Origin of the sequence: Gluconobacter sphaericus (genome assembly GCF_016757795.1) — a bacterium.
GTDB classification, from domain to species: Bacteria; Pseudomonadota; Alphaproteobacteria; order Acetobacterales; family Acetobacteraceae; genus Gluconobacter; species Gluconobacter sphaericus.
The window spans coordinates 140,679-162,291 of record NZ_CP068420.1 but is presented as its reverse complement, the minus strand read 5'-3'; the positions used below and the strand labels follow the sequence as shown (position 1 = coordinate 162,291).

The following is a 21,613-nucleotide window of genomic DNA, read 5'->3' as shown; positions in this document are numbered from 1 at the left end:
GGGTCAGAGAAACAGGATGGTGGAATGGTGACGGAGCCGCGCCCGCGGTCAGGCGCGCGGCATCAGGGGATCAGAGCGGTCCGAACCGCAGGCTGATCTGTGCGCGTTCATTGTCGGAAAGACGCGACAGGGCCTCGCGATGGTATTCCGATCCGCAGCGGGCCTTCTGTGACACGCGCCACCAGGCATGCTGGTCCGAGCAGGTCACGCCGCGGATCTGGGTTTCCATGTTTTCGGGACCGCAACCTTCGAGGATGGTCCAGCCCTCCTGATGGGCCTGAACCAGACTGAACTGCGATTGTGTTTCCGGGGACGTAAGGGCCACGCTCGGCATCGGTGTCTTTCTCCTTTCCTGACCCTCTCCGGCAACCGCGGCGGCGTGCTGGGGGGCAAGGGCGACGCGTCAGCGTCGGGACCGCCCGGCCCGCAGCGCCAGCGAGGACACGGACGGCCCCACCCCTTGCCGCACAGGACGATCCCGTGGTGCCCCCTTCTCCCCTTCCCTCTTTTCCTTTTTTCTTTTGCTTCCAGCTCTTCTGCAGGTCTGAAAAAACCGTGCTGCGAGTGTGAAGATGCTGTTAACCGGAGTAATGTATTGTCGTGGCTGACTTGCAGTCACCGTTCACAGAAACGATTTACAACTCACCATCATTACACTGAGGGATTTCATGACTGACCTGACACCCGCCACAGAGTCCCCTCACTCTGACCTGCGTTCCCTGACGGCCGAAATCGTGGCCGCCTATCTTTCAAGAAACGATGTCGCGCCCGATGTGCTCCCGGGCCTGATCCGCTCCGTCCATTCGGCCCTGACCGTTCCGGCGGCCCCCGAGGCCCAGGTCGAGGACGCCCCGGTTCCCGTGGTCAATCCGAAGAAGTCGGTTTTCCCGGACTACATCATCTGTCTCGAAGACGGGAAAAAGCTGAAAATGCTGCGTCGTCATCTCAAGACCGCGTATAATATGACACCTGATGAATACCGGGCCCGCTGGGGTCTCCCCTCGGAGTATCCGATGGTCGCTCCCGGCTATTCCGCACAGCGCTCGGCTCTTGCACGTGAAATTGGCCTGGGCTCCAGGAACCGCTCCTCTTTGCCTCAGGAAGAAGAACTTCCTCCGGTAAAGAAGCTTCCCGAGAAGCGTCGCGGCCGTCCGGCCCGCGCCTGAGACTAGACCGGCCCTCCCCCGGTGCCGAAGGCACCGGCCGGGAGGGTCCAGTTTCCTGTGAGAACCGTCTGCAACGGGCGATCTGACAGGCAGGCCGCCACCAGGTCGGGCCGCGACCGGGCCGCCTGATAGACCCTTCCTTCGGACGCCAGCTGCTCCAGCCCCCTGTCGCGCTTGATCGTGCAGCCGAAGTCTCTTTCATATTTCACCAGTTTGGCAAACCGGGTCGCATCCATCCATTTCAGGGTGGCGAACTGGTCTGCATTGCCAAAGATGCAGAACGCGCAGGACAGCCGCGAAAAGCCTGCCTGGTACGGATAGGCTGGCATCACGCGCCAGCGCTTGAGGATGGCCCAGACTTCGGCCTCGGACCACCGATGTACGGGCCTCCAGTGATCGACATGTCGCCTGCGTCGCCTTCCGGAGCGTGTATCGGTCCGGTGCGGTTCGAACGCTGCATAACGCGCTCTTCCCGGACTTTCCTCAGCACGCTCGCCGGTGACGACCAGGGTACGGCGGTTCAGAAACCGGTCCTGCCCACGCAAGGCACGGTCCGCCACATCGACCTTGAGGCTCGCCGAACACCAGCGCACGGAAAGACTGGCAGAAACTTGGGGAAAGCGCAGGCGTGTCCCCTCTGGCCCCTGCCCTCCTGCTCTGATGACCCCGTCAGGGGTTTCAAAGACAACCGGAGCTGTGGGCGCATTGTCCCGCAGCATTTCGCGCTCGAAGCCACCCTCCCGCCAGGACCGATAGAGAGGCAGGCTGAAGTCCCGAGCGAGTGCTGCGACATACGGGCCTGTGGAGGGCCAATCCATGAAGGACCGCCCTGCCCCATCCACCTCGTGGTGCCCGAGCTCAATGCGCTCGACCGGGGCACCGGCTTCGAGCAGGGAAAGCAGACAGGCCGTGCCGTCCTTGCCCCCGGACACGGCGACGATGATGGTGTCATAGGACGCGAGATCCGGGCTCATGACGCCCACCGGCTGACCGGGGCGCCTGTCCGCACCGAGCGGCACATCAGAGCCTCGGCGATCGGGCGTTCCCTCAGCAGCAGCGGCTTTTCATGGCGGCCATCCCAGGTCAGGTCGTCGCACCGTTTGAGCAGCCCCATCTGCACGGCGGCCTCGTCACGACAGGCGCACACGCGTTCATTGCCACCAGAGCGGCGGCGACACGGTTCATCCGCAGGAGCGCCGCACCCCGCGCAGGCAATCGTGAGTGCGGGATCGCCGTCCTCCCAGTGCATGTTGCAGCGGCGGCAGGTTGCCAGCGCATGGGCGGCCGGCCACGGGGTGTTGGGACATAGGGAAACTGGTAGCGTCGCATGATGCTCGATCCATCTCTGGTTCTTCAAACATCTTTGCGACGGCCTGGCGGGCGACCGGGGTGCAACAGTGCCGCGTAGCGGCAGGATCGGCGTCACCCGCACCCACGCACAGGCGGCGCAGCCGGCGAGCATGGGGAGGACGGACGGCGACCCACCTGTTGCAGCACGGGCGGCTGACAGGTAGGCCTCATTCTCCTTCTTGTCTTTTCACGCTTTTGGACGTTTTACCCTCCACTGTGATCTCGCTCGACAAGGGCGAGCAAGATGATGCAATGTTGCATCAGACTTATCTCACGCTTGGATGATGCAACGTTGCATCACCCAGATGGGGCTATCCGACTAGTTTAGAAAGCTCTTCGTATAATGATCGAAGCGCAGCGATATCAGCTGTACTAAACGCTGTGTTATTCTCCTCGGCCTGCCGGAGCATCTCAATGATTTTTGGTGCCGTCTTGGCTATGTTAAGACGTCGCCTCCTATTAGCCCCTTGGGCGACCGCCTTTTCCATTTGAACTTCTTCAGCTGCACTTTTATTTTTCAGAGATGCAACTGTGAGTTCACCTGCTAACGCTTTTCTCATAAGGCCTTCGCGGCACACTGTGTCATCCTCACGAGCAATTCCGACAAGCACGTTCATCGGTACCGCTGATTTCCCTGCCAAATCGAGAAACTCTTCTGGAAGGCTTAGTACCCGTATCGCTCTACTTATCCGCGCCTGATCCATTCCGAGTTCAACGGCTGCCTTCCGTTGAGACCAGTTATTGTGGTCCAGCAAGTTTCTTATTCCGCGAGCCTCTTCGACGGGGTTCAAGTCTACTCGCATCAGGTTCTCCATCAGCGCCGCCGACGTCGAGTTCCCCTCGTGAGGGACTGCCAAGATGGAGGTCCAGCCAGCCAACTTAGCCGCTCGCCACCGCCTCTCGCCTGCAACAACAATCCACATGTCCCTATGGGATGGGTCTTGTCGAAGGAGGATTGGCTGTAGCTGGCCTTGTGCCTTCAGCGACTCAGCAAGTTCGTCTAAGGCAGCTTGATCGAAACTTCGCCGAGGCTGGTTTGGATCAGGTGAGATCTTGTCGATCCCGGCCTCGAATGAGTGTCGAAATTTGCCTTCACCCAAAAACGGTGCATCAACCTGACTCATAATTTCTGAATGAGTTTGAGAAAAGGCAGAGGGAGGTCGTTGCTTAAAAGGCCGCTTCATAGTGCTTCTCCTTTAACCGCTTCGAGGCCAAGGGCAGACGCAGCGTGAATGAAGGAGCGCCGGCCGGCGATAGCCTCCGCTAGCCGTACATATACTCTGACAGCAGGACTTCGAGGCGCCGCCTCAACTGGAATTTTGGATGCCCAGGCTGCGTTGCTAAACGACGTACTAGACGGAACAGGCTCGAGAACTGGCGCGCGATTACCCATCACGTTAATGAGGTGTTCGACGATCCCGACGTCTACATATTGGTTTTGGACAAACTGCGTTGGCAACACTCCTCCCAAACGTAACCGCGGATTGCTGCGGCGATTTACCTTGGAAATGGTGTCGAGAATCAGATTAACACCCATAACGTCATAAGGCTCAGTTCTTACTGGGACAAACACTGTGTTGGATGCCGCTAAAGCCATCCAGGTAAGAAAACCAAGATGGGGAGGGGAATCTAGAATAATGAACTCGTATTCGTCCTGTACTTGGGCAATTGCATCCTTTAGCAAACCTTCGGTGCCAGGTTCGCGGCGGATATCGACCTCAGCGAGGTCAATGTGACTGGGGCAGAAATCGACCGGAATTTCTACGTCGGTACCGTGGACCATTCCTTTTCTAACAATGCAGTCCGTTATTGGTGCATCTTTAAGAAGAGCGTGAGCCAGCGTTCTACCTTGGCGGTATAGCGGTACAATGTGCATACCTAGTAGGGCGGAAGTCGCGCTTGCTTGGGGGTCTACGTCTATCAGCAGTACGCGGTAGCCCATTTTAGAAAGGGCAACTGCCACATTGAGAGCGCTGGTAGTTTTTCCTACGCCCCCTTTCTGGTTCGCGAAGGTTATGATCGTCGTTTGACGCTTTTCCCCATGCAGCAGGGTCTCTAACTCCGTCGTCACTTCAGTAGGGAGAGGTTGTTTGCCATTTTCCCATCGAGAAATCGTGTGCCGATCATAGCTCCTGCACAAACGCAGGTTCAAGACATCTTTCAGTTGGCTCTGCGAAAAGCCTAATTGCTCTCTAATTTCTTTGAGTGTGGGCATTATGTCGGTCTCCATACCAAAAGGATAGGATCAACACTCAACACTCAACATCAACAAGTCAACATCAACAGAGAAAAAAGGGACGTTTTTGTTTGAGCAGCAACCGATGCAACGTTGCATCACTTATCGTTAAGACTCGAGGCCGTGGACTTTTGGTGCGCACGTCGGTCATCTGGGATTGCGTTTCTCTATCATATCTTCCCCGGGACCCGTTTTGAAACTGGACTTGCGCTTGGGGCTAGGATGACACCATCCTCGTCGATACTCACTCTAGCTTCTGGATAGATTGCTAATGCGATTTGCAACGCATCTCTGAAGCGTATTTTGAAGTTCCGCATGTGAGTGTAGCTTGCACCAAATTGGGCTTTCAGAGCAGGCCAAGAGACTTTTTGGACGGTTACTCGTTCGTGCAGACGATAGACCAGCCAGAAATAGATATCGAGAGCCTGTGAATTGTTAGAAATCGCTCGTATAGCAGATTCCTGAAGCGGAACGGGATGGCGTTTCAGCTGATCGAAAAAGCTCTCAGAAAGACGAACGGTTTCTAAAAGTGCGCCATCGTGCTCGTCGGTAAATAAAGCTGTGTCGACTATGTTTTGATTTATAAGACCGATTTTATTCCCGTCTTTAATCTCGAACGTCATTCTACACCGCGAAATCCTCGTGGCTTGCTCCTTAACGTCCGTCATCGATTTCCCTCCGATGGGAACATTGAGTCTCTTCAGCCAGCTTCTAAGAGATTTTCCCAACTCGATTTCGCGACTATTTGTTTTGATCGCTTCTGTCTGCAGGAAAAGAAGTATTAATCTTGCTCTAGAACCGTACGGTACCCCAATACGAGCAGGCACTCCGTCGCGTTTTACCGAGCCCGGTTCCACCATTAGGCGGACATAGCTAGTTTCGAGAAGCCATATTTGGTCATCGTCTAATCGGCGATGAGGTAAGCCGGTTTGGCACCATCCTGAATATAGAAACCCAAGAGAAGGATCTTCGTCGCTCAAAAATTCTAGAGCCGCATCCAAAGCCCGCCGCTCTGCGTCGCTTGAAGTAAGATCGAGCGCGCCTTGGCGACCATAGACCTCGATGCGTTTATGTATATCGCTCATAGGGTGACGTTAGACGAAGTCTCAAGAGGATGTCTCCGTGGACTTTTGATGCACCCTCGATCTTCCTAGCCGGGATTGTGCGAAATTTACCACCTTAAATTGTCTGCGGACTCTTGTTGCGCAACCACTAGGGGTTATTAGTAGAATATATATTAGTAGGTGCACCAAAAGCCCACGGGATAACTTCTAGGGACGAGGGAAACTGTCATTTCCTGTTTCTCTTTCTGCAACAAGATCCCACGCGAGCGCACCAAAAGCCCACGCAAAGCTGGGGATAAAGGCTTTAAAACCGACTTCGCCCAGGATGCTTGGCCATGGCATCCTCAACCTCGATATACTTCTCCACGACGCCAAAGGTCTGATGGCGGGAGAAGCGCTTGAGCGAGACCAGATCGGTGCCATCCCGCGCGCCTGTCGTGATCGCGCCCCGGCGCAGACTGTGTCCGCTGAAATCGCCCGTCAGACCCGCATCAAGGCAGCGCTTCTGGATGATCCGGGCCACAGACCGGTCAGACAGCGCCTCAGTGCCCATAGTGGGCAGGGCAGGGGGATCACCTGCCTGTGCAGCGGGCGGGAGCCACACGCGCCGGAAAACCGGTCCCTTGGCTTCTTTCAGCTTTGCTTTCCGAACCCACGCCTCATACGCCCGAACCGGGCAGAGACCGGTAATCCCCCTCGGGATCGCCACCTCGACACCCTGACTGGTCCGGTCACCCTTGGAGCGATCGAGCCGGATCCGCATTCCGTCATCATCCAGCGCCACGTTCTCCAGGCACAGCGCTGCCACTTCGGACCGTCGGAGGGCGCCGGCAAAGCCGAGCAGAAGAATGGCCTTGTCCCGAACGCCCACCAGCTCATCCGTATCGATCTGCTCGATGACCTCGCTCAACAGATCCCAGGTCAGCCCCTTGACCTGACGGGACGCGCTTTCCGCTGACGTCCTGCGGATGCCCGCAACCGTTTCGGACACAAGGGCATGGGAGGTCGGGACGGGAACTTGGGCAACATGGTGCAGATAGCGCAGTGCGGCACGGTGCAGATCCACCGTCGCGGGTCGCTTCTTCTGCAGCGCAAGATCAGCCAGATAGGCGGCGACATCCTCGCTGCGGGCGGGCAGGGCAGGGAGCCCATGTCCTGCCGCCCATGCGCACCAGGAGCGCACGGCCGATCGATAGGTGCGACGTGTGTTCACTGCCTTCGCGGCGCGGGAATAGGTCTTTGAGGCGCGCTCCGCCGTCACCAGCGTCCCGTCATAGTCGGGCAGGGCCTCGTCAGTCAGGGCATCGAACCACTGCAGGACCGCGCCAGACTGCTGACCCAGAGGAGAGGCCAGCGGCGCCAGCGTGGCCGCCTGCGATCCCGCTTTGCGCCGTCTGGCGGCCTTCGGCCTGAGCCAGGCGACGAACACCGGTTCGGGTTCGAGATCCAGAGCGATCGCCAGTTCGTGCCCGGATGGCAGGGCGGTCAGATGGGCGCTGGCGATGGCCAGGGCCTCCTCGGCCGTCTCGACATCGGGCGACAGGACCGTGTCCTCGGCAAACTCGTTGTCCCGGTATTCGATACCGCGAATGACCAGAGAGAGACGAGGGGAGAAGCGACCGGTCGAGAGAAGGGCCACCGCTTCTGTCAGATCGCCGGCAGGAAGCTGCTGCCGGGTCTTCTGGTCCAGCCGGTCCAGCAAAGCTTCACGGGCCGCCTTTGCTGAGCCTGCGATATGAAGATGGCTGAGCATGAACGCCTCCGTAAAACCAGAACCTGGCTTCTGATAGCATGAAGCCGGGACGGGGCAGAGGACCGGAAACGGATCAACGTGCTGCTGTGGACTTTTGCTGCAAGGCGCGCGCGGCCCGTTGGGGAAGCGCGCCAATGTCTCCTCGTAAAAGAGAATTAGTAAAACGTAAGGCAAGGTCCGGCCACCCAATTTTGCAGCGCCTGCTTCAAGACGCCCATGAGGGCGCTGCTTTGACATAGGGCAGGGTTAGAAAGTCGAGGTCCGGCCGCAGACGCTGATCTCTGGCGAGAGAGCATGTGCTAAAAAACCGGAATGCCGATCCGACCGGAACTGAAAGCGCTGTATCCTCCCAACTGGCCTGAACTGAGCCGGCAGGTCAGGTTCGAGCGGGCAGGGGGTGTCTGTCAGCGCTGCGGCCGGCCGCATGGATATCACCTTCAGGTCCTGCCGGGCGGTCGATGGAAGCATCCGGAAACAGGGCACTGGTTCAATGGCCGGGGCAGGCGGGTGGCCCCTCCCGACCTGATTGAGCATCTGCAGATGCGACAGACGAAAGTGGTACTGGCAGCGGCTCATCTGAATCACGACCCCACCAGCAACCGGTGGCGCAATCTGCGTGCGCTCTGTCAGCGCTGCCATCTGCTGCACGACCGGATGTATCACCTGGCGCAACGACGTCTGACATTGCGACGGCGTCTGGCGCTTGGGGATTTGTTTGAAGGACTCTATCGGGCCGGGATCAGGGGGCCGGGCCTGTGAAAAGCCGGCTCAGTGACCGGCTCTGACGGTTGAGCGCGCCTGCTGGACGTGTCGCGGTTTAGTTCTGGACCATGGGTTATCTGTTAAGCGGCGTTGCGCTCATAATCCAGAGGGCTTTTCCATTGAAGTGCAGAGTGCAGCCTCTGCGGATTATAGAAATCATTAATGTAGGATGTGATGGCCTGCTCGACGTCCTGACGCGTCATCCAGGCTTGCCGCCACAGGAGTTCCGCTTTTAAGGTCTTGAAGAAGCTTTCCGTGACAGCATTGTCCCAGCAGTTTCCCTTTCTGCTCATGGACACGATAAAGCCATGAGTAGAAAGGAGTTTGCGGTAATCCTCTGAACAATACTGACTGCCGCGATCCGCATGATGGATGCAGCCTGGTGGTGGCTGACGCAAGGCAATAGCGCGCTGTAACGCTGTCGTGGCAAGATCTGCGGTCATACGGACCTCAAGGTTCCAGCCGATGACTCTTCGTGAGAAGAGGTCCAGCACCACAGCCAGGTAAACCCAGCCTTCACATGTCCAGATATATGTGATGTCCGCTGTCCATTTCTGGTTCAGCGCTGGTGCTGAAAAATCCTGCCCCAGAAGGTTGGGTTCAATACTGTGCTTGTGCGAACTGTTCGTGGTCACCTTGAAGCGTCGTGTCCTGACAACACGAATGGCATTCTCGCGCATCAGACGTCCAACGCGACGATGCCCGACAGACAGACCCGCAGCCCTGAGTTCTTCTGTCATACGGGGGCGTCCGTAGCTTTGCCTGCTCTGAGCGTGAATGGCGCGGATATGGACCATCAGGATGTCATCCTGTCTTTTGCGGGCACAGACCGGGCGTCGTCGCCAGGCCCTGAAACCCCGGTCGCTGACGCCAAACAGGCGGCAGACCCGTTCGCGTGAAAGTGGCCCATGATATCGAGCAATAAAGACAAACCTCACGACTTTTGGCTCGCGAAGAACTGTGTCGCCTTTTTTAACAGCTCCCTCTCCTCCCGCAGCAGAAGGTTCTCACGGCGTAATTTCTCATTCTCACGCAATAAAGCCGTATGATCTGTTGTGTCAGCGACTACAGTATCAAGCTTTTGCGCATCGCGGATCCATTTCTTCAGCGTCGAGGAGCCGATACCCAGATCCTGGGCAATACGCTCACGCGACAGGCCGCTGCTCAGAGCTAAACGCACCGCCTCGTGCCTGAACTCAGCTTTATAAACTCGTCCCATTCCACGTCTCCTTCATGACCATCTTCGGTCTTAAAGGTCCGGAACTAAACCGCGACACGTCCATGCTGCACGAATTTCCGGTTGAGCTCGCGGGCCAGTGTTTCTCCGTCCTTGACCGGCACGACACTGTAATTCCGGATCGCCCATGAGATATCGCACTGCCAGTCCGTGTGACGGCTGCGCGTATGCCACTGCTGCATGGCCTGGTCTCCGCAACGGGCCGCCTCGGCGTGGCTCCAGCCATTGATCTCTGCCATCCAGGCCAGGGCGGCATCCTGTCGGCCTTCACTCAGGGACCTTCCCCAGTGACGCACGCCATGGCAGTCCGGACAGAGAGAAATCACCCCTTTGAGGGTCTGGATCCGCCGCTCGTCGTCATACGCCCATCCTTCGTCAGCTTCGACCGGCCATTGGGGGCCCCGTCCTCCGCACACCCGGCAACGGGACCCGGAGCGCGCATAGGCATCCTTCCGGATCCGGTTCCAGTCTTCCGGAGCAAGGAAGGCACGCAGATTGAAGCCCCACAGCGCCTGCGGCACCATCCACGGACGGATATAGGGGGGCTTGCGGTCCGGCCGATACCGGTAAGGGACGAAAGGCATAAGGGCGTCGAGTTTGTCCCGGTGCCCCATCCAGCACTTCTGCTCCCCGTTGAAGAAGGCACCGCCCCGGGACGCGTCCTGGCGGCGCTCAAACGGGACACAGAGAGGGATGAGTTTCGTCAAAGGGTTCACCGAACAAACAGGCGGCGAGGGGCCGCCTTAGAAAGGAGTGCTGAAGAAGCGCTCAGGATATTTCATCACGTCCGGTTGCATGAACCCGGATCAGTCTCTCGATCAAGACCGATACTTACGTTCTCGTCAGCCGCATCGCAGGACCTGAATTGGGATTGCGGGCTTTCAGAAGATGCCTTGCAGCTGCGCGCCTCTTCCATCAGCCACGAACCCTATCCGGCCCGCAGATGAAACCGCGTGATTTCGGCCGGTACGCCCAGTCGAAGCGCGAAGCCGGGCCATAGACCGGTCCCGTTGCTGACATAGAGTGTCATGCCGCCCACCTGGTAGCGTCCGGAGACAAAGCCGTTATTGCCCCGCGCGACCAGCCGGTCGAGGCCGCGGATCATCCCGCCATGCGTATGGCCCGAGAGCTGAAGCGCCACACCCCGAGCCGCCGCGGACCGGGCATCGCCAGGTTGATGATCGAGCAGCACAACCGGCGCATGGGCAGGACAGTCCTCCAGCGCGGCGTCAAGATCCGGGCCCAACTGACCGTGTCCACGCGCCGAGCGATCCGTCACGCCCGCGATCACCAGCTGGGCCGTTCCGCGCGTGATCACCCTATGCCGGTTTTCCAGCATATCGAAACCCAGTGCCGACAGATGGCACATCCAGGCCGCATAATCGAAGAAATATTCATGGTTGCCCGGAGCGGCCAGTACGCCATCGGGCGCGTGCAGCTCCGCAAGCGGTGCGATGTCAGCACGGCGCATGTTTACCGACCCGTCGATGAAATCCCCAGTCACGACGATCAGATTGGCATCGGCCGCATTGGCGCGCGCTACGACATGAGCGGCCCATCCCGCAGAAAAAAGCCGCGTGATGTGCAGATCACTCAGCTGGAGCAGTCGGTATCCATCAAACAGCGGGGATAATCCGCGTATGGTGACGGTCACATCCCTGACAGGGGGCACCCGCAGAGCATTGGTGACGCCGATGGCTGCGAGCAGCCCGGCTAGTCCACCTACCGCGATGCGGGCTTCGGTAGCGATCCGAACCGGCTGCCAAGTAACCAGCGCAACCACCAGCGCACCGAGATCGAGGGCAAGTTGAAATAGCGTGAGAAACAGGATTGTCCCGACCGCCCAGTTGAACAGGATGATAAGCGGTTTCGGGAACTCCGGCGCGAATACCGAACCGGAGGAGAGCCTGCTCCAGAACTGGTATTGCGATGCCACGATGACGAAGACGGCCACCAGAAGTTTCACGACAACCGGGAGAGGGAGGGGCCATAACCAGTTCAGAATCACGATCGACAGAAGCAGACCGAATACGATAATGCGCACGAGTATGGACATCCTCCTGGATAGGCGGAGCCGGCGGCTTACGATGGCCGTCGGCGTCCCCGGCACAGCTGTGAGCCTGCGCTGACCAGAAATTGTTGTTCGCGCGACCACGTCAGGCGAAGCGTTCTCCGACCATCTCTTCGCTCTTTGTCCACAGGGCTTCGGCGCGTGTCGCATCAAGAGCGTAGGCGCGGACCCCCGGATTAACCAGACTGATCGGCTGGTCGTCCGGGATCACATCGCTGACGTGGCAGTCCTCACAGTAATGCGCCCCTACTGCATCGGCATCAGCCACGCTGCCGGCCCAGACCGAGGTTGCGGCACCCTGCGGGATGGTCTTGAACTGGAACGGCTCATGGCCCTCGGCGATGGCCTGTTCGTTGACCTGACTCACCATGGCTTCGATCTCGCCAGGCGCCATATGCCGCACCAGTTCCGTCATGATTGCGCCGGGGTGAACAGCTGTTGCCCGCACGCCCCGTGAGCGATGCCGCGCATCAAAGGCGACGGCAAAGAGAATATTGGCGGTCTTGGAGCGTCCATAGGCCACAAACGGCACGTAAGGCGTATGGTCGAAATTCGGGTCGTCCAGATCAACATCGGCGAAGCGATGTCCGGCCGAGGACACATTGACCACACGTGCACCATCGCGCAGCAGGCCGGCGATCCGGTTGATCAGAACGAAATGTCCCAGATGGTTGGTGCCGAACTGCGTCTCGAACCCGTCTTTCGTATGTCCGAACGGCGTCGCCATCACGCCCGCATTGGCGATGATCAGATCGAACGGCGCGCCTTGTGCGTTCAGACGGTCGGCGCAGGCGCGGACGCTCGCCAGATCCGCAAGGTCCAGCGCGGTAAGTTCGAATGCGCCGCCTCCCTGCGCCGCAGCCTCGCGGACCTGATCGGTTGCGCGCTTCGCTTTTGCAAGATCGCGTACCGCGCCTACGACATGCGTGCCATGAGCCGCCAGCGCCCGGGCTGTTTCGACACCCAGTCCAGCGGAAACGCCGGTCACGAGAACGCGCTTGTTCTTCAGGGACACGCCGGAGAGAACATCATCAGTCGTTGAGGTTGCGCCAAAAACCTGAGTCATGGGTGGAACTCCCTGAAATGGTGCATCCGTTCCTTGCCGAAGCGGCATTGGATGGATTATGTGGAGCATTGCTCCGTTTTATATATACGGAGCATCACTCCGTTTAACAAGGGGAGGACAGGTGACCGACGTGAAAAAAACCCGTCGCCGACCGCGCAGCGACGGACAGCGCAACCGGCAACAGCTCCTGGACGTGGCCAAAACCGCGTTTACGGTGGGTGAGGTGGATATTCCTCTGGACGAAGTCGCGCGGCGCGCGGGCGTGGGTATTGGTACGCTCTACCGTCACTTTCCCAACCGCGACGCTCTTATCGAGGCGGTATATCGCGCTGAACTGGACCGCCTTGCCGAAGCAGCGCCGGTTCTGGCCGCGCAACATCCTCCGGTGGAGGCGCTGCGCGCATGGATGCGACTGTTCGTGGATTACATCGCCGCCAAGCAGGTCATCGCCCCCGCGCTCAACGGGTTGGTCGGGGGAACGGGCGCGCTCTATGCGCATTCCGGTGACGTTCTCAAAGCCGCGGTCAACAGCCTTGTCTCCGCTGCCATTGCCGCCGGTGAGTTCCGCGCCGACATCGAGCCTCTGGATCTGCTCCGTGCCCTGGCGGGGGTTTCGAATTTTTCGGCTGGTCCCGGCTGGGAGAGCAGTGCGAAACGCCTCGTTGACATTCTCATTACGGGTTCACGGTCGTCAGCATCGTAAAGACGCACGCTCCACAATTTTACTTCCTATTCAACGTCGTGCGCGTGTTTCGCGATGTCGGATAAAAAGGCATATCCCGTCAATCCGCTATACTCCCAACTGACCGATCCTCTGGGTTGGGACGATCAATCGCCCTTGGCCCCATAAATTGGTCGATTTGTGCTAAAGAAAGGTATGTCTGACCGCTACTATTCTGATCTCCGCGCGCTGTGCTGTATTATTGACCGAGGCAGTTTCGTTGCCGCTGCGAGAGAACTTTGCGTGTCGCGTTCAGCACTCAGTGAAACGATCCGCCGACTGGAAAACTTTGTTGGCGTTCAGCTCCTGAACCGAACAACGCGCAGTGTCAGCCCCACGCCCGCAGGAGCACGTCTGGCGGCGCGGTTCGGCGTGGCGTTCGAAGAAATCGGAGCCGCTTTAAGCGAGGCCGGTGCGATGGGCGGCGAAATTGCAGGTCCGGTGAGGGTTCACGCCCAACGCCTTGGTTACGAGCTCTTTCTCAAAGCGCTCCTGCCTGACTTTGTCCGACGTTTCCCCCGGATCAGCGTCGAGGTGCAGATCGACGATGCCGGAGTGGATATCGTACAGGAACGGTTCGACGTCGGGATACGGCTTGGGGAGATGCTGGATCAGGATGCGATTGCGTTCCCGCTTCAGGCCGGTTTGCGGCAGATCGCTGTTGCCGCCCCGTCTTACCTCGATCAGCACGGGGTGCCACTCCATCCGCGGGAACTTCAGGATCATCTCTGTATCGGTTTCCGCTGGCCGGGGCATGCTGCTCTGTACAACTGGGAATTCTGTGAAAACGGCGTCTGGTTCTCCGTGGCCGTCTCCGGTCCACTGACCTTCAATGATCAGCGGGCAGCGCTTGATGCCGCCGTTGCTGGCGCGGGCATCGCATTATGGGTTGAGAGCGAAGTCCAGCCACTTATCGAAGCCGGCCATCTTGTTCCCCTGCTGATAGAGTATTCCGCTGCTTTTCCAGGTTTTGCGCTCTATTATCCTCCGCATCGTCATCGCTCGACTGCAGTGAAGACCTTCATTGCCGCCGTGCGCAGTGCGAAGAAGCCGTGACCGGATTGTACCTGCCCAGCCGTACAACCCATCCCGAATATCCGGTATTAAACTTACGGCCCGGTCACTCCAGATGATGTCCTCGACATCACAGGAGGTTTGGATGGATCCGGAAAACACAGCAGGAAATTTTGCAGGCAAGGTCGCGATTGTCACCGGCGCTGCAAGCGGGATCGGTCGCGCAACTGTGGAACTGCTTCATGCGCGTGGTGCATCGGTGATCGCGGAGGACTGCGATCCTGGTGTCAACGCCCTTGCCCGGCCAGGCATCGTCCCACTCGTCGGGGACGTGACAGAAGAAGACGCCGCCCGACTGGCCGTGGCAACGGCGGTCGAGAAGTTCGGTCAGCTGGATATTCTCGTGAACAATGCGGGTATCATCATCAACAAGCTGGTGGTGGACATGACTCTTGAGGACTGGGACCGCATCTTCGCCGTCAATATCAGGGGCGCATTCCTGCACTCGCGTGAGGCGATGCGTGCGATGATCCCGAACGGTAGCGGCGCAATCGTCAATGTCGGATCCTATGCCTGCTTCCAGACCTTTCCATCGATTGCAGCCTATGCTGCGTCAAAAGGGGCTCTTGCCCAGTTCACCCGGACACTTGCAGTGGAAGCAATCGGTCATGGGATCCGGGTGAATGCAGTGGGTTCGGGCGATACCGTGACCAATATTCTCAACCATATTCATGCGGACGGCCCATCGGCTCTTGCGGACTATGGCAGACACGCTCCCATCGGACGTGCAGCTCAGCCAGAGGAAATCGCCAAAGTCATCGCCTTTCTCGCATCCGACGAGGCCAGCTTCATGGTCGGGGCGATCGCCATGGCCGATGGTGGGAAAAGCGTAGTACTTCCCGCCTGATCAAATCATTTCCGCTTCCGGCTCTCTCTGCTCGTCATGGCTATGTTTGCTTTGCAGAACGGGCTGTGATCGAGCGGATGACGGGGATGAGGCGATTGCCGCCCGTCTGCTCCTGCATCACTGAGCAGATGGGCAGTGCAGGGGGGAAAGCCGACGGTCCGCTCCTGGTCATATACGGCGAGGTGTCATAAGGCGCTTGCATGTAAGTGAATACTCACTTAATAATTCTCCGTAAGGAGAAACCATGCCCTCACGTCCATCCAGACTTTCCGCGACGGATCGCAGGCAAGCGATCCTGTCAGCGGCGGCTCCCGTTTTCGCCCGGCTGGGTCGGGAGGGTGCGACCACGAAAGAGATCGCCAGAGCGGCAGGTGTCTCCGAGGCCCTTCTTTACCGGCACTTCGCCAGTAAGGAGGTGCTTTACGCGGAACTTGAATCTCATTGCGTAGAAGCCAACGCAGTCGGCAGCCGTCTTCTTGCCGAAGCAGCACCTTCGACGGCAACACTGGTCACAGGTGTTGCCCTGCTCGTGCAGGCGGTCTTCCCCGGCATCGGGGATGCGCAGTCTCACGACGATACCAAACGGCTGCTCACAGCCAGTCTGCTGGGCGACGGACAGTTCGCGAAGGCTTTCCTCGACCGGCACGTGAAGCCCTGGATCGGCGTTTTCGAACGATCTTTCCGGGTTGCGCAGGACGCAGGCGATGTTGAGGACGGTGTTCAGACCGGCAGTGCCGAGATCTGGTTCGTCCATCATCTGGCGAACACGCTGCATCTGATCAGCCTGCCCGACATCACGGTCGTTGAATACGGCGTGACACGCGACAAGCTGGTCGAGAACACGGTCCGTTTCCTGCTGCGCGGGATCGGCCTCAGAAACACCGCCATAAACCGGCATTACGATCCTGAAAAATTCAGGACAATTTTTGCATCGATGGATCAGGACACACCATGAAACCGATCAGGACAATAGCTGTCATTGGTGCGACGGGTCGGCTTGGCGCTCCGGTCGCGAACGAACTGGCCAGACATTTCGAGGTCCGGGCCGTTGTCCGCTCGCCGGACAAGGCACGCAGGATGCTCCCGGACACTGTCGAGATCGTTCAGGCCGATCTGCGGGACGTTCCGGGGCTGCGCGCGGCTCTCGATGGGGTGGATGCGCTCTACCTTAATCTCGCGACCGAAACGGCGGACCCGAACCTTCCTTTCTATGAAGAACGGGAGGGCGTGCGAAACCTGATGACGGCCATACAGGGACTGGACATTCAGTATATTGCCAAGATCGGTGCTCTTGGCGCCTATCCGCCGGCACTTGGAAACATCCAGCAAAACATTGTGCCCAACATCATCCGCATGGAAGGGCACAAAATTATCGCGGACGCCGGTATCCGCCATACCTTCTTCGCGCCGACCCATTTCATGGAATTGCTACCGCATATGATCAGCGGACGCGCGATCCAGTGGATCGGGAATACGCGCGTCAGGATCTGGTGGATCAGTGCTGCGGATTATGCGCGATGGGTGGTCGAAGCGTTTCAGAATCCTGAAGCAATGCCAGAAAACTGTCCCGTTCAGGGACCGGAAGCGATCTCCGTCAGACAGGCGCTGGAGCGGTTTGTAAAAAACTACGATCCCTCGCTCAAAATTCGCGTGGCCCCACTCTGGGTCATGAGGATGATCGGCCTTTTCAATCCGAAGATGAAGTTCGTCGCGCATCTGTTCGCATATTTCGGAGATCACGAAGATCCGTTTTACGCCGGGGAAACCTGGGAAAAGCTGGGGAGGCCGACGACCACGCTTGAGATGTTCGCGCGGAGGCTTCGGCAAAGTCAGAATTTGCAGCAGAGCGTCAAACGAACGGTATCGAAACGAACGGAAACGGGGAAAGAGCGATGAGCACACCTAAATGCTTGGAAGAGGGGCGGACAGGGCTGGTCGTCCCTGTTGTGGATTTCAATCGCTGTGAGGGAAAAGACGCCTGTGGCGCCGTGTGCCCTTACAATGTTTTCGAGGTTCGAAAGATCGACCGTTCTGACTATCGTGAGCTCTCTTTTGTCGGAAAGATCAAAAGCCGCGTTCATGGGGGAATGGTCGCGTATACGCCTCATGCCGATCAGTGCCGTGCCTGCGGTCTCTGTGTAAAGGCCTGTCCCGAGCGTGCCATCAAACTCGTGAAAGTCTGATGCGAAGAGAAAATCGGCTGAGCCGCGGTGCCGTGTTCGTCAGGCATAGTCAGCATGATGCACGCCCATACGTGGAGTGACTTTATCTCCGTAATCAGTGTCTGGTTACGGGCAGACTTTCAAGATCAATGGATGTCTTAAAAGTAGGCGGATGCTGCCTGTCCGGTTTCATGGCAGGATATTATCAACGTGTTTCAATTCTTCATCAGTGTGGATGTTTCGGCTGCCATTCCTTTCAGGGCCATATCGATTACCGCCCAATTCCCACTTTTTGCGGTAGCAGCGACGTAGCCATCTGGTCGCACCAGCCAGATGCCATTTTCATCCGGTGGCCGGCGCACTTCGGACATCAGTAAGGATGCATGACGCGCGATCATGGCCCGCGCTTCAGCACAGTCTCTGGCGGCAAGTATAAAGCAGGGAATACCACCACCCTCAGAACCTCGTGCTGAAATCATCCGCTGTCCCGGTTGGGGGCCACGCAATCCACGAGCGGAACCCACGTTGAGGGGGCTATCGGGATAACCAATCATGATTCCGGAAAGCCGGTTGGCGATGGCGCGACGGATCACCGAAATGCAGAAAATCTGCTTTACAATAAAGTTGCGTATCTTCTGCGCCAGATGACTTCTGAGCAGGACAATCCTGGTCATACGGCTGGAATCCGATAATATCTGCAGCGCTACACCACTACGCTCGATACTGTAGCTATCCAGCAGGCACGGCCTTGCTTCCTGCTGCTCGACAAGCGCAAGCTTCCAGGCGAGATTGGAGGGATCGAAGAACTGTTTGTTGATGCGATTGTCTGATGATTTTAGTTTTTTGGCGCTTTGATTGAGGGTTTCGGGGGTGACTTTCGCTCTGCGTTTTGAGCAGATCGCGGTCCATCGCCAGTGGGAGGACTACGCGCTCGCGTTCAATCTTTCGAGGAAGAGGAAGCGGCGCATGTTGTAGACAATATTGGCAAGGCCGATCCTCATGGTGGCCCGGGTGATACCGACAGTTCGGACGAACAGACCCATTTGCGATTTCTGATCGGCAAAGACATGCTCGACACGAGATCGGACCACCGACTTTCCAGCATTCGATTTCTGGATATGCCGGGGCATAGGTTTGAGATGCGGCTTTTTCCTGTGAACCTTCGAGACAAAGCCCTGCTTGTCCATGAAGTCCTCATTGGCTTTCGAGCGATACGCTGTATCAGCCCAGACGCTTGAGGCCGTATTGGTTTTATCCAGAAGGCCCTCGCGCAGTCTGGCACCATCACTGGCAGCAGCATCCGTTGTCTTCCATTTCCGGATGAACCGGAACTTCCGGTCGATGGAAACATGGGACTTGTAGCCAAAGAACGGAATGGCGAGGTCCGTGGCTGGGATCGTCCCGTCATCCTGCCGCTTCGCTTTGGTAAACTTTAGTGTCCAGCGCGCATGACGGTCCTTATGCGACAGCTTTGCGGGTTTGTCCTGCCAATCTTCAGGAATACGCCCTGCCCGGAGGTCAGCTTTCTCAGCGTTCGTATTGCGCTGCTTTGGGGCGGCTACCAATGTCGCATCCAGGATCTGGCCGGACATTGGCAGATAACCGGCGGTCCGCAGAGTGGCATCAAACCGGTCAAACAGTCTTTCAATAGCTCCCGCCTGGGCCAGACGCTCACGGAACAGCCAGACCGTTTTGGCATCAGGTACCCGGTCCGACAGTCCCAAACCGAGGAAACGCATGAAGGACAGGCGGTCGTTGATCAAATATTCCGTTCGCTCGTCGGACAGATTGTTCAGCGTCTGGATCACCAGAATCTTGAACATCAACACGGGATCAAACGGCGGTCGTCCACCTTTGCTCCCATCTGAATAGGCCAGAGCCTTCTCCAGATCGGGGCGGAACACCTCAAAATCCACAGTCCGGGAAAATGCCTCAAGCTGATCGCCAAGCCCGCTTAACCGGGCCAGCCGCTCTTCAACATCAAAGAAACTCGGCTGCTTCATCTGCCATCATCCCCAATCAACGCAGGAGAGATGGAATCACAGAGGAACCCTCAAATCCAGAAGGTTTTTCGAACCCTCCATCTGCCCCCTGCAACGCCTCATGATTTGCGCCGTCATAACTGTATTAATATGCGGATGACGACTGCTGGAGGAAACCTGAAGTGGGAGTTTCGTGAACCGACAGGACGCGAAATCGCATTTCGTGTGGCAGGACAAACAACGTTTAGCAACTCTATGTTGGTCCTCGGTGCTGCTATTGATGGGATTGGGTTGGGCTACGTTCCTTATGATCTGGCAAAGCCCGATATTGAAATGGGACAACTGGTTGAGGTGCTTTCTGAATGGAGCTTAGAGTGTGAAGGCCCCTATCTGTATTATCCCAGCAGGCGATTACACTCACCAGCTTTTGCAGCGTTGGTAGAAGCCATGAGATATCATCTTCCTGTTTCTTAGAAATAATACCGTCATAACTGAGGAACAAATTTTTTAAGGGATTTGCGCCATCTTCCATAGCGTGTCGCGTATCCAGCAGTGCGCCTGATCGTCTCCGTAGGATCCATGCCAGATCATGTCGATCCTGACATCTGTGAGTGCTACAGGAGGCGGACTGGTCGTAAGATTGAAGATCTTTGCCAGCATTTGCGCAGGGCGGCTGTGCATGGTCGCTATCACGGGAGCCTGCACGAGCAAAGGAGCAACGCTCATAAATCTTGGCGTTGTCAGGGCAATTGAGCGGCTCAATCCCAGGAGCGCCAAGGCCTTATCAACCACACCATGCTCCCCAGGTCGCAAGCTTGTCAGCAGATGTGGGAATTTAAGAAAATCGTCGAGAGAAAGTGGTGTTTTTAATTTTGTGATATGAGAATTGAAGAGAACCAGATATTCATCCCGCATTAAAAGACGGCTTTTATGGTGGGTTTGTGCACCACTGAAGGGTCCTATACTAATCGCGAGATCGATTTTGTTTTCATCTAGCGTATTGAGGACGGATTCAGGATCAACGTTATGTAGGCGCAGGCGAATTCCTGGAGCCTTTTCCTGAAGGTACGCTAGAAATCGAGGCATCAGAAGCATTTCGATACTGTCTGGGACTGCAATCCTGAAAAGACGTTCAGCTGTGGCTGGATCAAATGGTGTTTCACGCCCTAACAAAGCCTGAAGACTACTGAGGGCCTCTCGCACGGGTAGGCGGAGAGCTTCTGCGCGCGGGGTGCGTCGCATGCCGCCCGCATGTCGTGTCAACAGTTCGTCTCCAAAAAGAGTTCGAAGACGCCCTAAATTATGGCTCATGGCAGATTGGCCGATCCCCATCAGCTTTCCAGCTTTTGTCACACTTCCCGTTTCCAGAAGAGCATCCAGAGCGATCAGAAGATTCAAATCGAGCCCAGCCAAATTGATATGATCGATACCCACCATTGACCTCATTTGTTTGTTTGATCCTGGCTGTTCTCTTATCTTCTGGCAACGGCTCTGGGGCAGATAAGCCAGTCAATCAAAAAGAATCAGGGGAGGGGAAGCATGGCGTTTATTTCGCCCGATACGAAGGCTGTTTCCGACGCTCTGTCGACAATCGTGACTGAGATTTCTCATGCCTTACACTCTGTACGTATTGAGAACTGTAAAAGGGCAGCACGCATGATCGCATCTGCGCCGCGCCTGTATTTTGCAGGTGCCGGTCGCAGTGGCATTGGGATGGGAATGAACGCAATGAGGTTCATGCATCTCGGACTGAAGGTCCACATGCTGTCTGAATCAACGGCACCGGCCGTAAGTTACGGAGATGTCGTAATTATTCCGTCAGGATCCGGGAGCACGGACAGTATGCTCGCGATCGCTCGTAAAGTGGTCCGTGCGGAAGCAGATGTGATTGCCCTGACCACAGCAGCGGACAGTCCCTTGAGCCAGATCGCGACTGTCTCGATCATCATAGATGCTGCTGGGAAGCAAAGTTCACATAGAGGATCCACGGTTCAGTACGCCGGGTCGCTGTTCGAACAGGCGGCCATTCTGGTTCTGGACAGCCTCTTTCATGCCATCTGGCAGGCCAACCACCTCGAAAAGGACGTGCTTTGGGCCCGTCACGCAAATTGGGAATAATGTC

24 protein-coding genes and 1 pseudogene are annotated in these 21,613 nt (G+C 57.3%); 10 read left to right on the top strand and 15 right to left on the bottom strand.

What is annotated here, in order from left to right; all coding sequences use genetic code 11:
- Window positions 1-70 precede the first annotated feature (70 nt).
- A complete protein-coding gene (locus tag IGS75_RS14385; protein ID WP_202258722.1) occupies window positions 71-334 on the bottom strand; it encodes a hypothetical protein in 264 nt (87 codons plus the stop codon).
- 334 nt (window positions 335-668) lie between these two features.
- On the opposite strand from IGS75_RS14385, the gene IGS75_RS14380 reads away from it, so the two are divergent.
- Entirely contained in the window at window positions 669-1,166 is a 498-nt protein-coding gene (locus tag IGS75_RS14380; protein ID WP_202258720.1) for a MucR family transcriptional regulator, read from the top strand.
- Between the two features lie 2 nt (window positions 1,167-1,168).
- Here the strand turns inward: IGS75_RS14380 and IGS75_RS14375 are convergent, their stop codons facing one another.
- From IGS75_RS14375 to IGS75_RS14350, 6 genes are all read right to left on the bottom strand, one after another.
- Window positions 1,169-2,140, bottom strand: coding sequence for a phosphoadenosine phosphosulfate reductase domain-containing protein (locus tag IGS75_RS14375; protein WP_202258718.1), 972 nt, complete (start codon window positions 2,138-2,140; stop codon window positions 1,169-1,171).
- Complete coding sequence (locus tag IGS75_RS14370; RefSeq protein ID WP_202258828.1) at window positions 2,137-2,523, bottom strand: hypothetical protein; 387 nt, start codon at window positions 2,521-2,523, stop codon at window positions 2,137-2,139. Before IGS75_RS14370 ends, IGS75_RS14375 begins: the two co-directional genes overlap by 4 nt.
- Before the next feature lie 304 nt (window positions 2,524-2,827).
- Entirely contained in the window at window positions 2,828-3,700 is an 873-nt protein-coding gene (locus IGS75_RS14365; protein ID WP_202258716.1) for a ParB/RepB/Spo0J family partition protein, read from the bottom strand.
- Window positions 3,697-4,731, bottom strand: coding sequence for an AAA family ATPase (locus IGS75_RS14360; protein ID WP_237469130.1), 1,035 nt, complete (start codon window positions 4,729-4,731; stop codon window positions 3,697-3,699). The genes IGS75_RS14365 and IGS75_RS14360 overlap by 4 nt, the downstream gene beginning before the upstream one ends.
- A gap of 191 nt (window positions 4,732-4,922) precedes the next feature.
- Window positions 4,923-5,837 (bottom strand): replication protein RepA, encoded by a 915-nt coding sequence (locus IGS75_RS14355; RefSeq protein WP_202258712.1) that lies wholly within the window; start codon window positions 5,835-5,837, stop codon window positions 4,923-4,925.
- Window positions 5,838-6,120: 283 nt separating this feature from the next.
- A complete protein-coding gene (locus IGS75_RS14350; protein WP_202258710.1) occupies window positions 6,121-7,569 on the bottom strand; it encodes a site-specific integrase in 1,449 nt (482 codons plus the stop codon).
- A gap of 312 nt (window positions 7,570-7,881) precedes the next feature.
- On the opposite strand from IGS75_RS14350, the gene IGS75_RS14345 reads away from it, so the two are divergent.
- Complete coding sequence (locus tag IGS75_RS14345; RefSeq protein ID WP_202258708.1) at window positions 7,882-8,328, top strand: hypothetical protein; 447 nt, start codon at window positions 7,882-7,884, stop codon at window positions 8,326-8,328.
- A gap of 83 nt (window positions 8,329-8,411) precedes the next feature.
- On the opposite strand, the gene IGS75_RS14340 is transcribed toward IGS75_RS14345, so the two are convergent.
- The 4 genes from IGS75_RS14340 to IGS75_RS14325 form a co-directional block, all read right to left on the bottom strand.
- A protein-coding gene (locus IGS75_RS14340) for an IS3 family transposase (protein ID WP_408876503.1) occupies window positions 8,412-9,550 on the bottom strand; the annotation gives its coding sequence in 2 pieces (ribosomal slippage) (window positions 8,412-9,295 and window positions 9,295-9,550; 1,140 coding nt in all).
- Window positions 9,551-9,594: 44 nt separating this feature from the next.
- Window positions 9,595-10,284 (bottom strand): hypothetical protein, encoded by a 690-nt coding sequence (locus tag IGS75_RS14335; protein WP_408876502.1) that lies wholly within the window; start codon window positions 10,282-10,284, stop codon window positions 9,595-9,597.
- 212 nt (window positions 10,285-10,496) lie between these two features.
- A complete protein-coding gene (locus tag IGS75_RS14330; protein WP_202258697.1) occupies window positions 10,497-11,624 on the bottom strand; it encodes a metallophosphoesterase in 1,128 nt (375 codons plus the stop codon).
- Between the two features lie 100 nt (window positions 11,625-11,724).
- Window positions 11,725-12,705, bottom strand: coding sequence for an SDR family NAD(P)-dependent oxidoreductase (locus IGS75_RS14325; protein WP_202258694.1), 981 nt, complete (start codon window positions 12,703-12,705; stop codon window positions 11,725-11,727).
- 121 nt (window positions 12,706-12,826) lie between these two features.
- Here IGS75_RS14325 and IGS75_RS14320 point away from each other — a divergent pair, with 121 nt between their 5' ends.
- The 6 genes from IGS75_RS14320 to IGS75_RS14295 all read left to right on the top strand — a co-directional run bounded on the left by IGS75_RS14320 (window position 12,827) and on the right by IGS75_RS14295 (window position 17,530).
- Window positions 12,827-13,408 (top strand): TetR/AcrR family transcriptional regulator, encoded by a 582-nt coding sequence (locus tag IGS75_RS14320; RefSeq protein WP_202258692.1) that lies wholly within the window; start codon window positions 12,827-12,829, stop codon window positions 13,406-13,408.
- A 174-nt stretch (window positions 13,409-13,582) separates the two neighbouring features.
- The gene (locus tag IGS75_RS14315) at window positions 13,583-14,482 is read left to right on the top strand and encodes a LysR family transcriptional regulator (RefSeq protein WP_202258690.1); all 900 of its coding nucleotides are present in this window, start codon (window positions 13,583-13,585) and stop codon (window positions 14,480-14,482) included.
- A gap of 103 nt (window positions 14,483-14,585) precedes the next feature.
- Window positions 14,586-15,347, top strand: a complete 762-nt coding sequence (locus tag IGS75_RS14310) for an SDR family NAD(P)-dependent oxidoreductase (protein ID WP_202258688.1) — start codon at window positions 14,586-14,588, stop codon at window positions 15,345-15,347.
- Between the two features lie 244 nt (window positions 15,348-15,591).
- Window positions 15,592-16,302 carry a TetR/AcrR family transcriptional regulator gene (locus IGS75_RS14305; protein ID WP_202258686.1) on the top strand — a complete coding sequence of 237 codons (711 nt, stop codon included), beginning with the start codon at window positions 15,592-15,594 and terminating at the stop codon, window positions 16,300-16,302.
- Entirely contained in the window at window positions 16,299-17,243 is a 945-nt protein-coding gene (locus IGS75_RS14300; protein WP_202258684.1) for an SDR family oxidoreductase, read from the top strand. The genes IGS75_RS14305 and IGS75_RS14300 overlap by 4 nt, the downstream gene beginning before the upstream one ends.
- Window positions 17,240-17,530: a 4Fe-4S dicluster domain-containing protein gene (locus tag IGS75_RS14295; protein ID WP_202258682.1), complete on the top strand. Its 291-nt coding sequence runs from the start codon at window positions 17,240-17,242 to the stop codon at window positions 17,528-17,530. The genes IGS75_RS14300 and IGS75_RS14295 overlap by 4 nt, the downstream gene beginning before the upstream one ends.
- Window positions 17,531-17,724: 194 nt before the next feature.
- On the opposite strand, the gene IGS75_RS14290 is transcribed toward IGS75_RS14295, so the two are convergent.
- The 3 genes and pseudogenes from IGS75_RS14290 to IGS75_RS14285 all read right to left on the bottom strand — a co-directional run bounded on the left by IGS75_RS14290 (window position 17,725) and on the right by IGS75_RS14285 (window position 19,512).
- Window positions 17,725-18,183: an FAD-dependent monooxygenase gene (locus tag IGS75_RS14290; protein WP_237469128.1), complete on the bottom strand. Its 459-nt coding sequence runs from the start codon at window positions 18,181-18,183 to the stop codon at window positions 17,725-17,727.
- 66 nt (window positions 18,184-18,249) lie between these two features.
- A pseudogene (locus IGS75_RS15610) lies at window positions 18,250-18,327 on the bottom strand (hypothetical protein); the annotation flags it as partial.
- A gap of 105 nt (window positions 18,328-18,432) precedes the next feature.
- Entirely contained in the window at window positions 18,433-19,512 is a 1,080-nt protein-coding gene (locus tag IGS75_RS14285; RefSeq protein WP_194268042.1) for an IS5 family transposase, read from the bottom strand.
- Window positions 19,513-19,542: 30 nt separating this feature from the next.
- Between IGS75_RS14285 and IGS75_RS14280 the strand changes: the two genes are divergently transcribed.
- Window positions 19,543-19,965 carry a LysR substrate-binding domain-containing protein gene (locus IGS75_RS14280; protein ID WP_237469126.1) on the top strand — a complete coding sequence of 141 codons (423 nt, stop codon included), beginning with the start codon at window positions 19,543-19,545 and terminating at the stop codon, window positions 19,963-19,965.
- A 33-nt stretch (window positions 19,966-19,998) separates the two neighbouring features.
- Here IGS75_RS14280 and IGS75_RS14275 read toward each other — a convergent pair whose 3' ends face one another.
- A complete protein-coding gene (locus tag IGS75_RS14275; protein ID WP_077804231.1) occupies window positions 19,999-20,928 on the bottom strand; it encodes a LysR family transcriptional regulator in 930 nt (309 codons plus the stop codon).
- A gap of 102 nt (window positions 20,929-21,030) precedes the next feature.
- Here IGS75_RS14275 and hxlB point away from each other — a divergent pair, with 102 nt between their 5' ends.
- Window positions 21,031-21,609, top strand: coding sequence for a 6-phospho-3-hexuloisomerase (hxlB, locus tag IGS75_RS14270; protein WP_077804048.1), 579 nt, complete (start codon window positions 21,031-21,033; stop codon window positions 21,607-21,609).
- Window positions 21,610-21,613 lie beyond the last annotated feature (4 nt).

Bases quoted from the DNA above. Each gene is read 5' to 3' on its own strand.
- IGS75_RS14300 (WP_202258684.1), top strand. From the start codon at position 16,299: ATGAAACCGATCAGGACAATAGCTGTCATTGGTGCGACGGGTCGGCTT.
- hxlB (WP_077804048.1), top strand. From the start codon at position 21,031: ATGGCGTTTATTTCGCCCGATACGAAGGCTGTTTCCGACGCTCTGTCG.
- IGS75_RS14380 (WP_202258720.1), top strand. From the start codon at position 669: ATGACTGACCTGACACCCGCCACAGAGTCCCCTCACTCTGACCTGCGT.
- IGS75_RS14325 (WP_202258694.1), bottom strand. From the start codon at position 12,705: ATGACTCAGGTTTTTGGCGCAACCTCAACGACTGATGATGTTCTCTCC.
- IGS75_RS14350 (WP_202258710.1), bottom strand. From the start codon at position 7,569: ATGCTCAGCCATCTTCATATCGCAGGCTCAGCAAAGGCGGCCCGTGAA.
- IGS75_RS14330 (WP_202258697.1), bottom strand. From the start codon at position 11,624: ATGTCCATACTCGTGCGCATTATCGTATTCGGTCTGCTTCTGTCGATC.
- IGS75_RS14385 (WP_202258722.1), bottom strand. From the start codon at position 334: ATGCCGAGCGTGGCCCTTACGTCCCCGGAAACACAATCGCAGTTCAGT.
- IGS75_RS14310 (WP_202258688.1), top strand. From the start codon at position 14,586: ATGGATCCGGAAAACACAGCAGGAAATTTTGCAGGCAAGGTCGCGATT.
- IGS75_RS14295 (WP_202258682.1), top strand. From the start codon at position 17,240: ATGAGCACACCTAAATGCTTGGAAGAGGGGCGGACAGGGCTGGTCGTC.
- IGS75_RS14285 (WP_194268042.1), bottom strand. From the start codon at position 19,512: ATGAAGCAGCCGAGTTTCTTTGATGTTGAAGAGCGGCTGGCCCGGTTA.
- IGS75_RS14355 (WP_202258712.1), bottom strand. From the start codon at position 5,837: ATGAGCGATATACATAAACGCATCGAGGTCTATGGTCGCCAAGGCGCG.
- IGS75_RS14275 (WP_077804231.1), bottom strand. From the start codon at position 20,928: ATGGTGGGTATCGATCATATCAATTTGGCTGGGCTCGATTTGAATCTT.
- IGS75_RS14360 (WP_237469130.1), bottom strand. From the start codon at position 4,731: ATGCCCACACTCAAAGAAATTAGAGAGCAATTAGGCTTTTCGCAGAGC.
- IGS75_RS14290 (WP_237469128.1), bottom strand. From the start codon at position 18,183: ATGACCAGGATTGTCCTGCTCAGAAGTCATCTGGCGCAGAAGATACGC.
- IGS75_RS14315 (WP_202258690.1), top strand. From the start codon at position 13,583: ATGTCTGACCGCTACTATTCTGATCTCCGCGCGCTGTGCTGTATTATT.
- IGS75_RS14365 (WP_202258716.1), bottom strand. From the start codon at position 3,700: ATGAAGCGGCCTTTTAAGCAACGACCTCCCTCTGCCTTTTCTCAAACT.
- IGS75_RS14345 (WP_202258708.1), top strand. From the start codon at position 7,882: ATGCCGATCCGACCGGAACTGAAAGCGCTGTATCCTCCCAACTGGCCT.
- IGS75_RS14305 (WP_202258686.1), top strand. From the start codon at position 15,592: ATGCCCTCACGTCCATCCAGACTTTCCGCGACGGATCGCAGGCAAGCG.
- IGS75_RS14280 (WP_237469126.1), top strand. From the start codon at position 19,543: ATGGAATCACAGAGGAACCCTCAAATCCAGAAGGTTTTTCGAACCCTC.
- IGS75_RS14375 (WP_202258718.1), bottom strand. From the start codon at position 2,140: ATGAGCCCGGATCTCGCGTCCTATGACACCATCATCGTCGCCGTGTCC.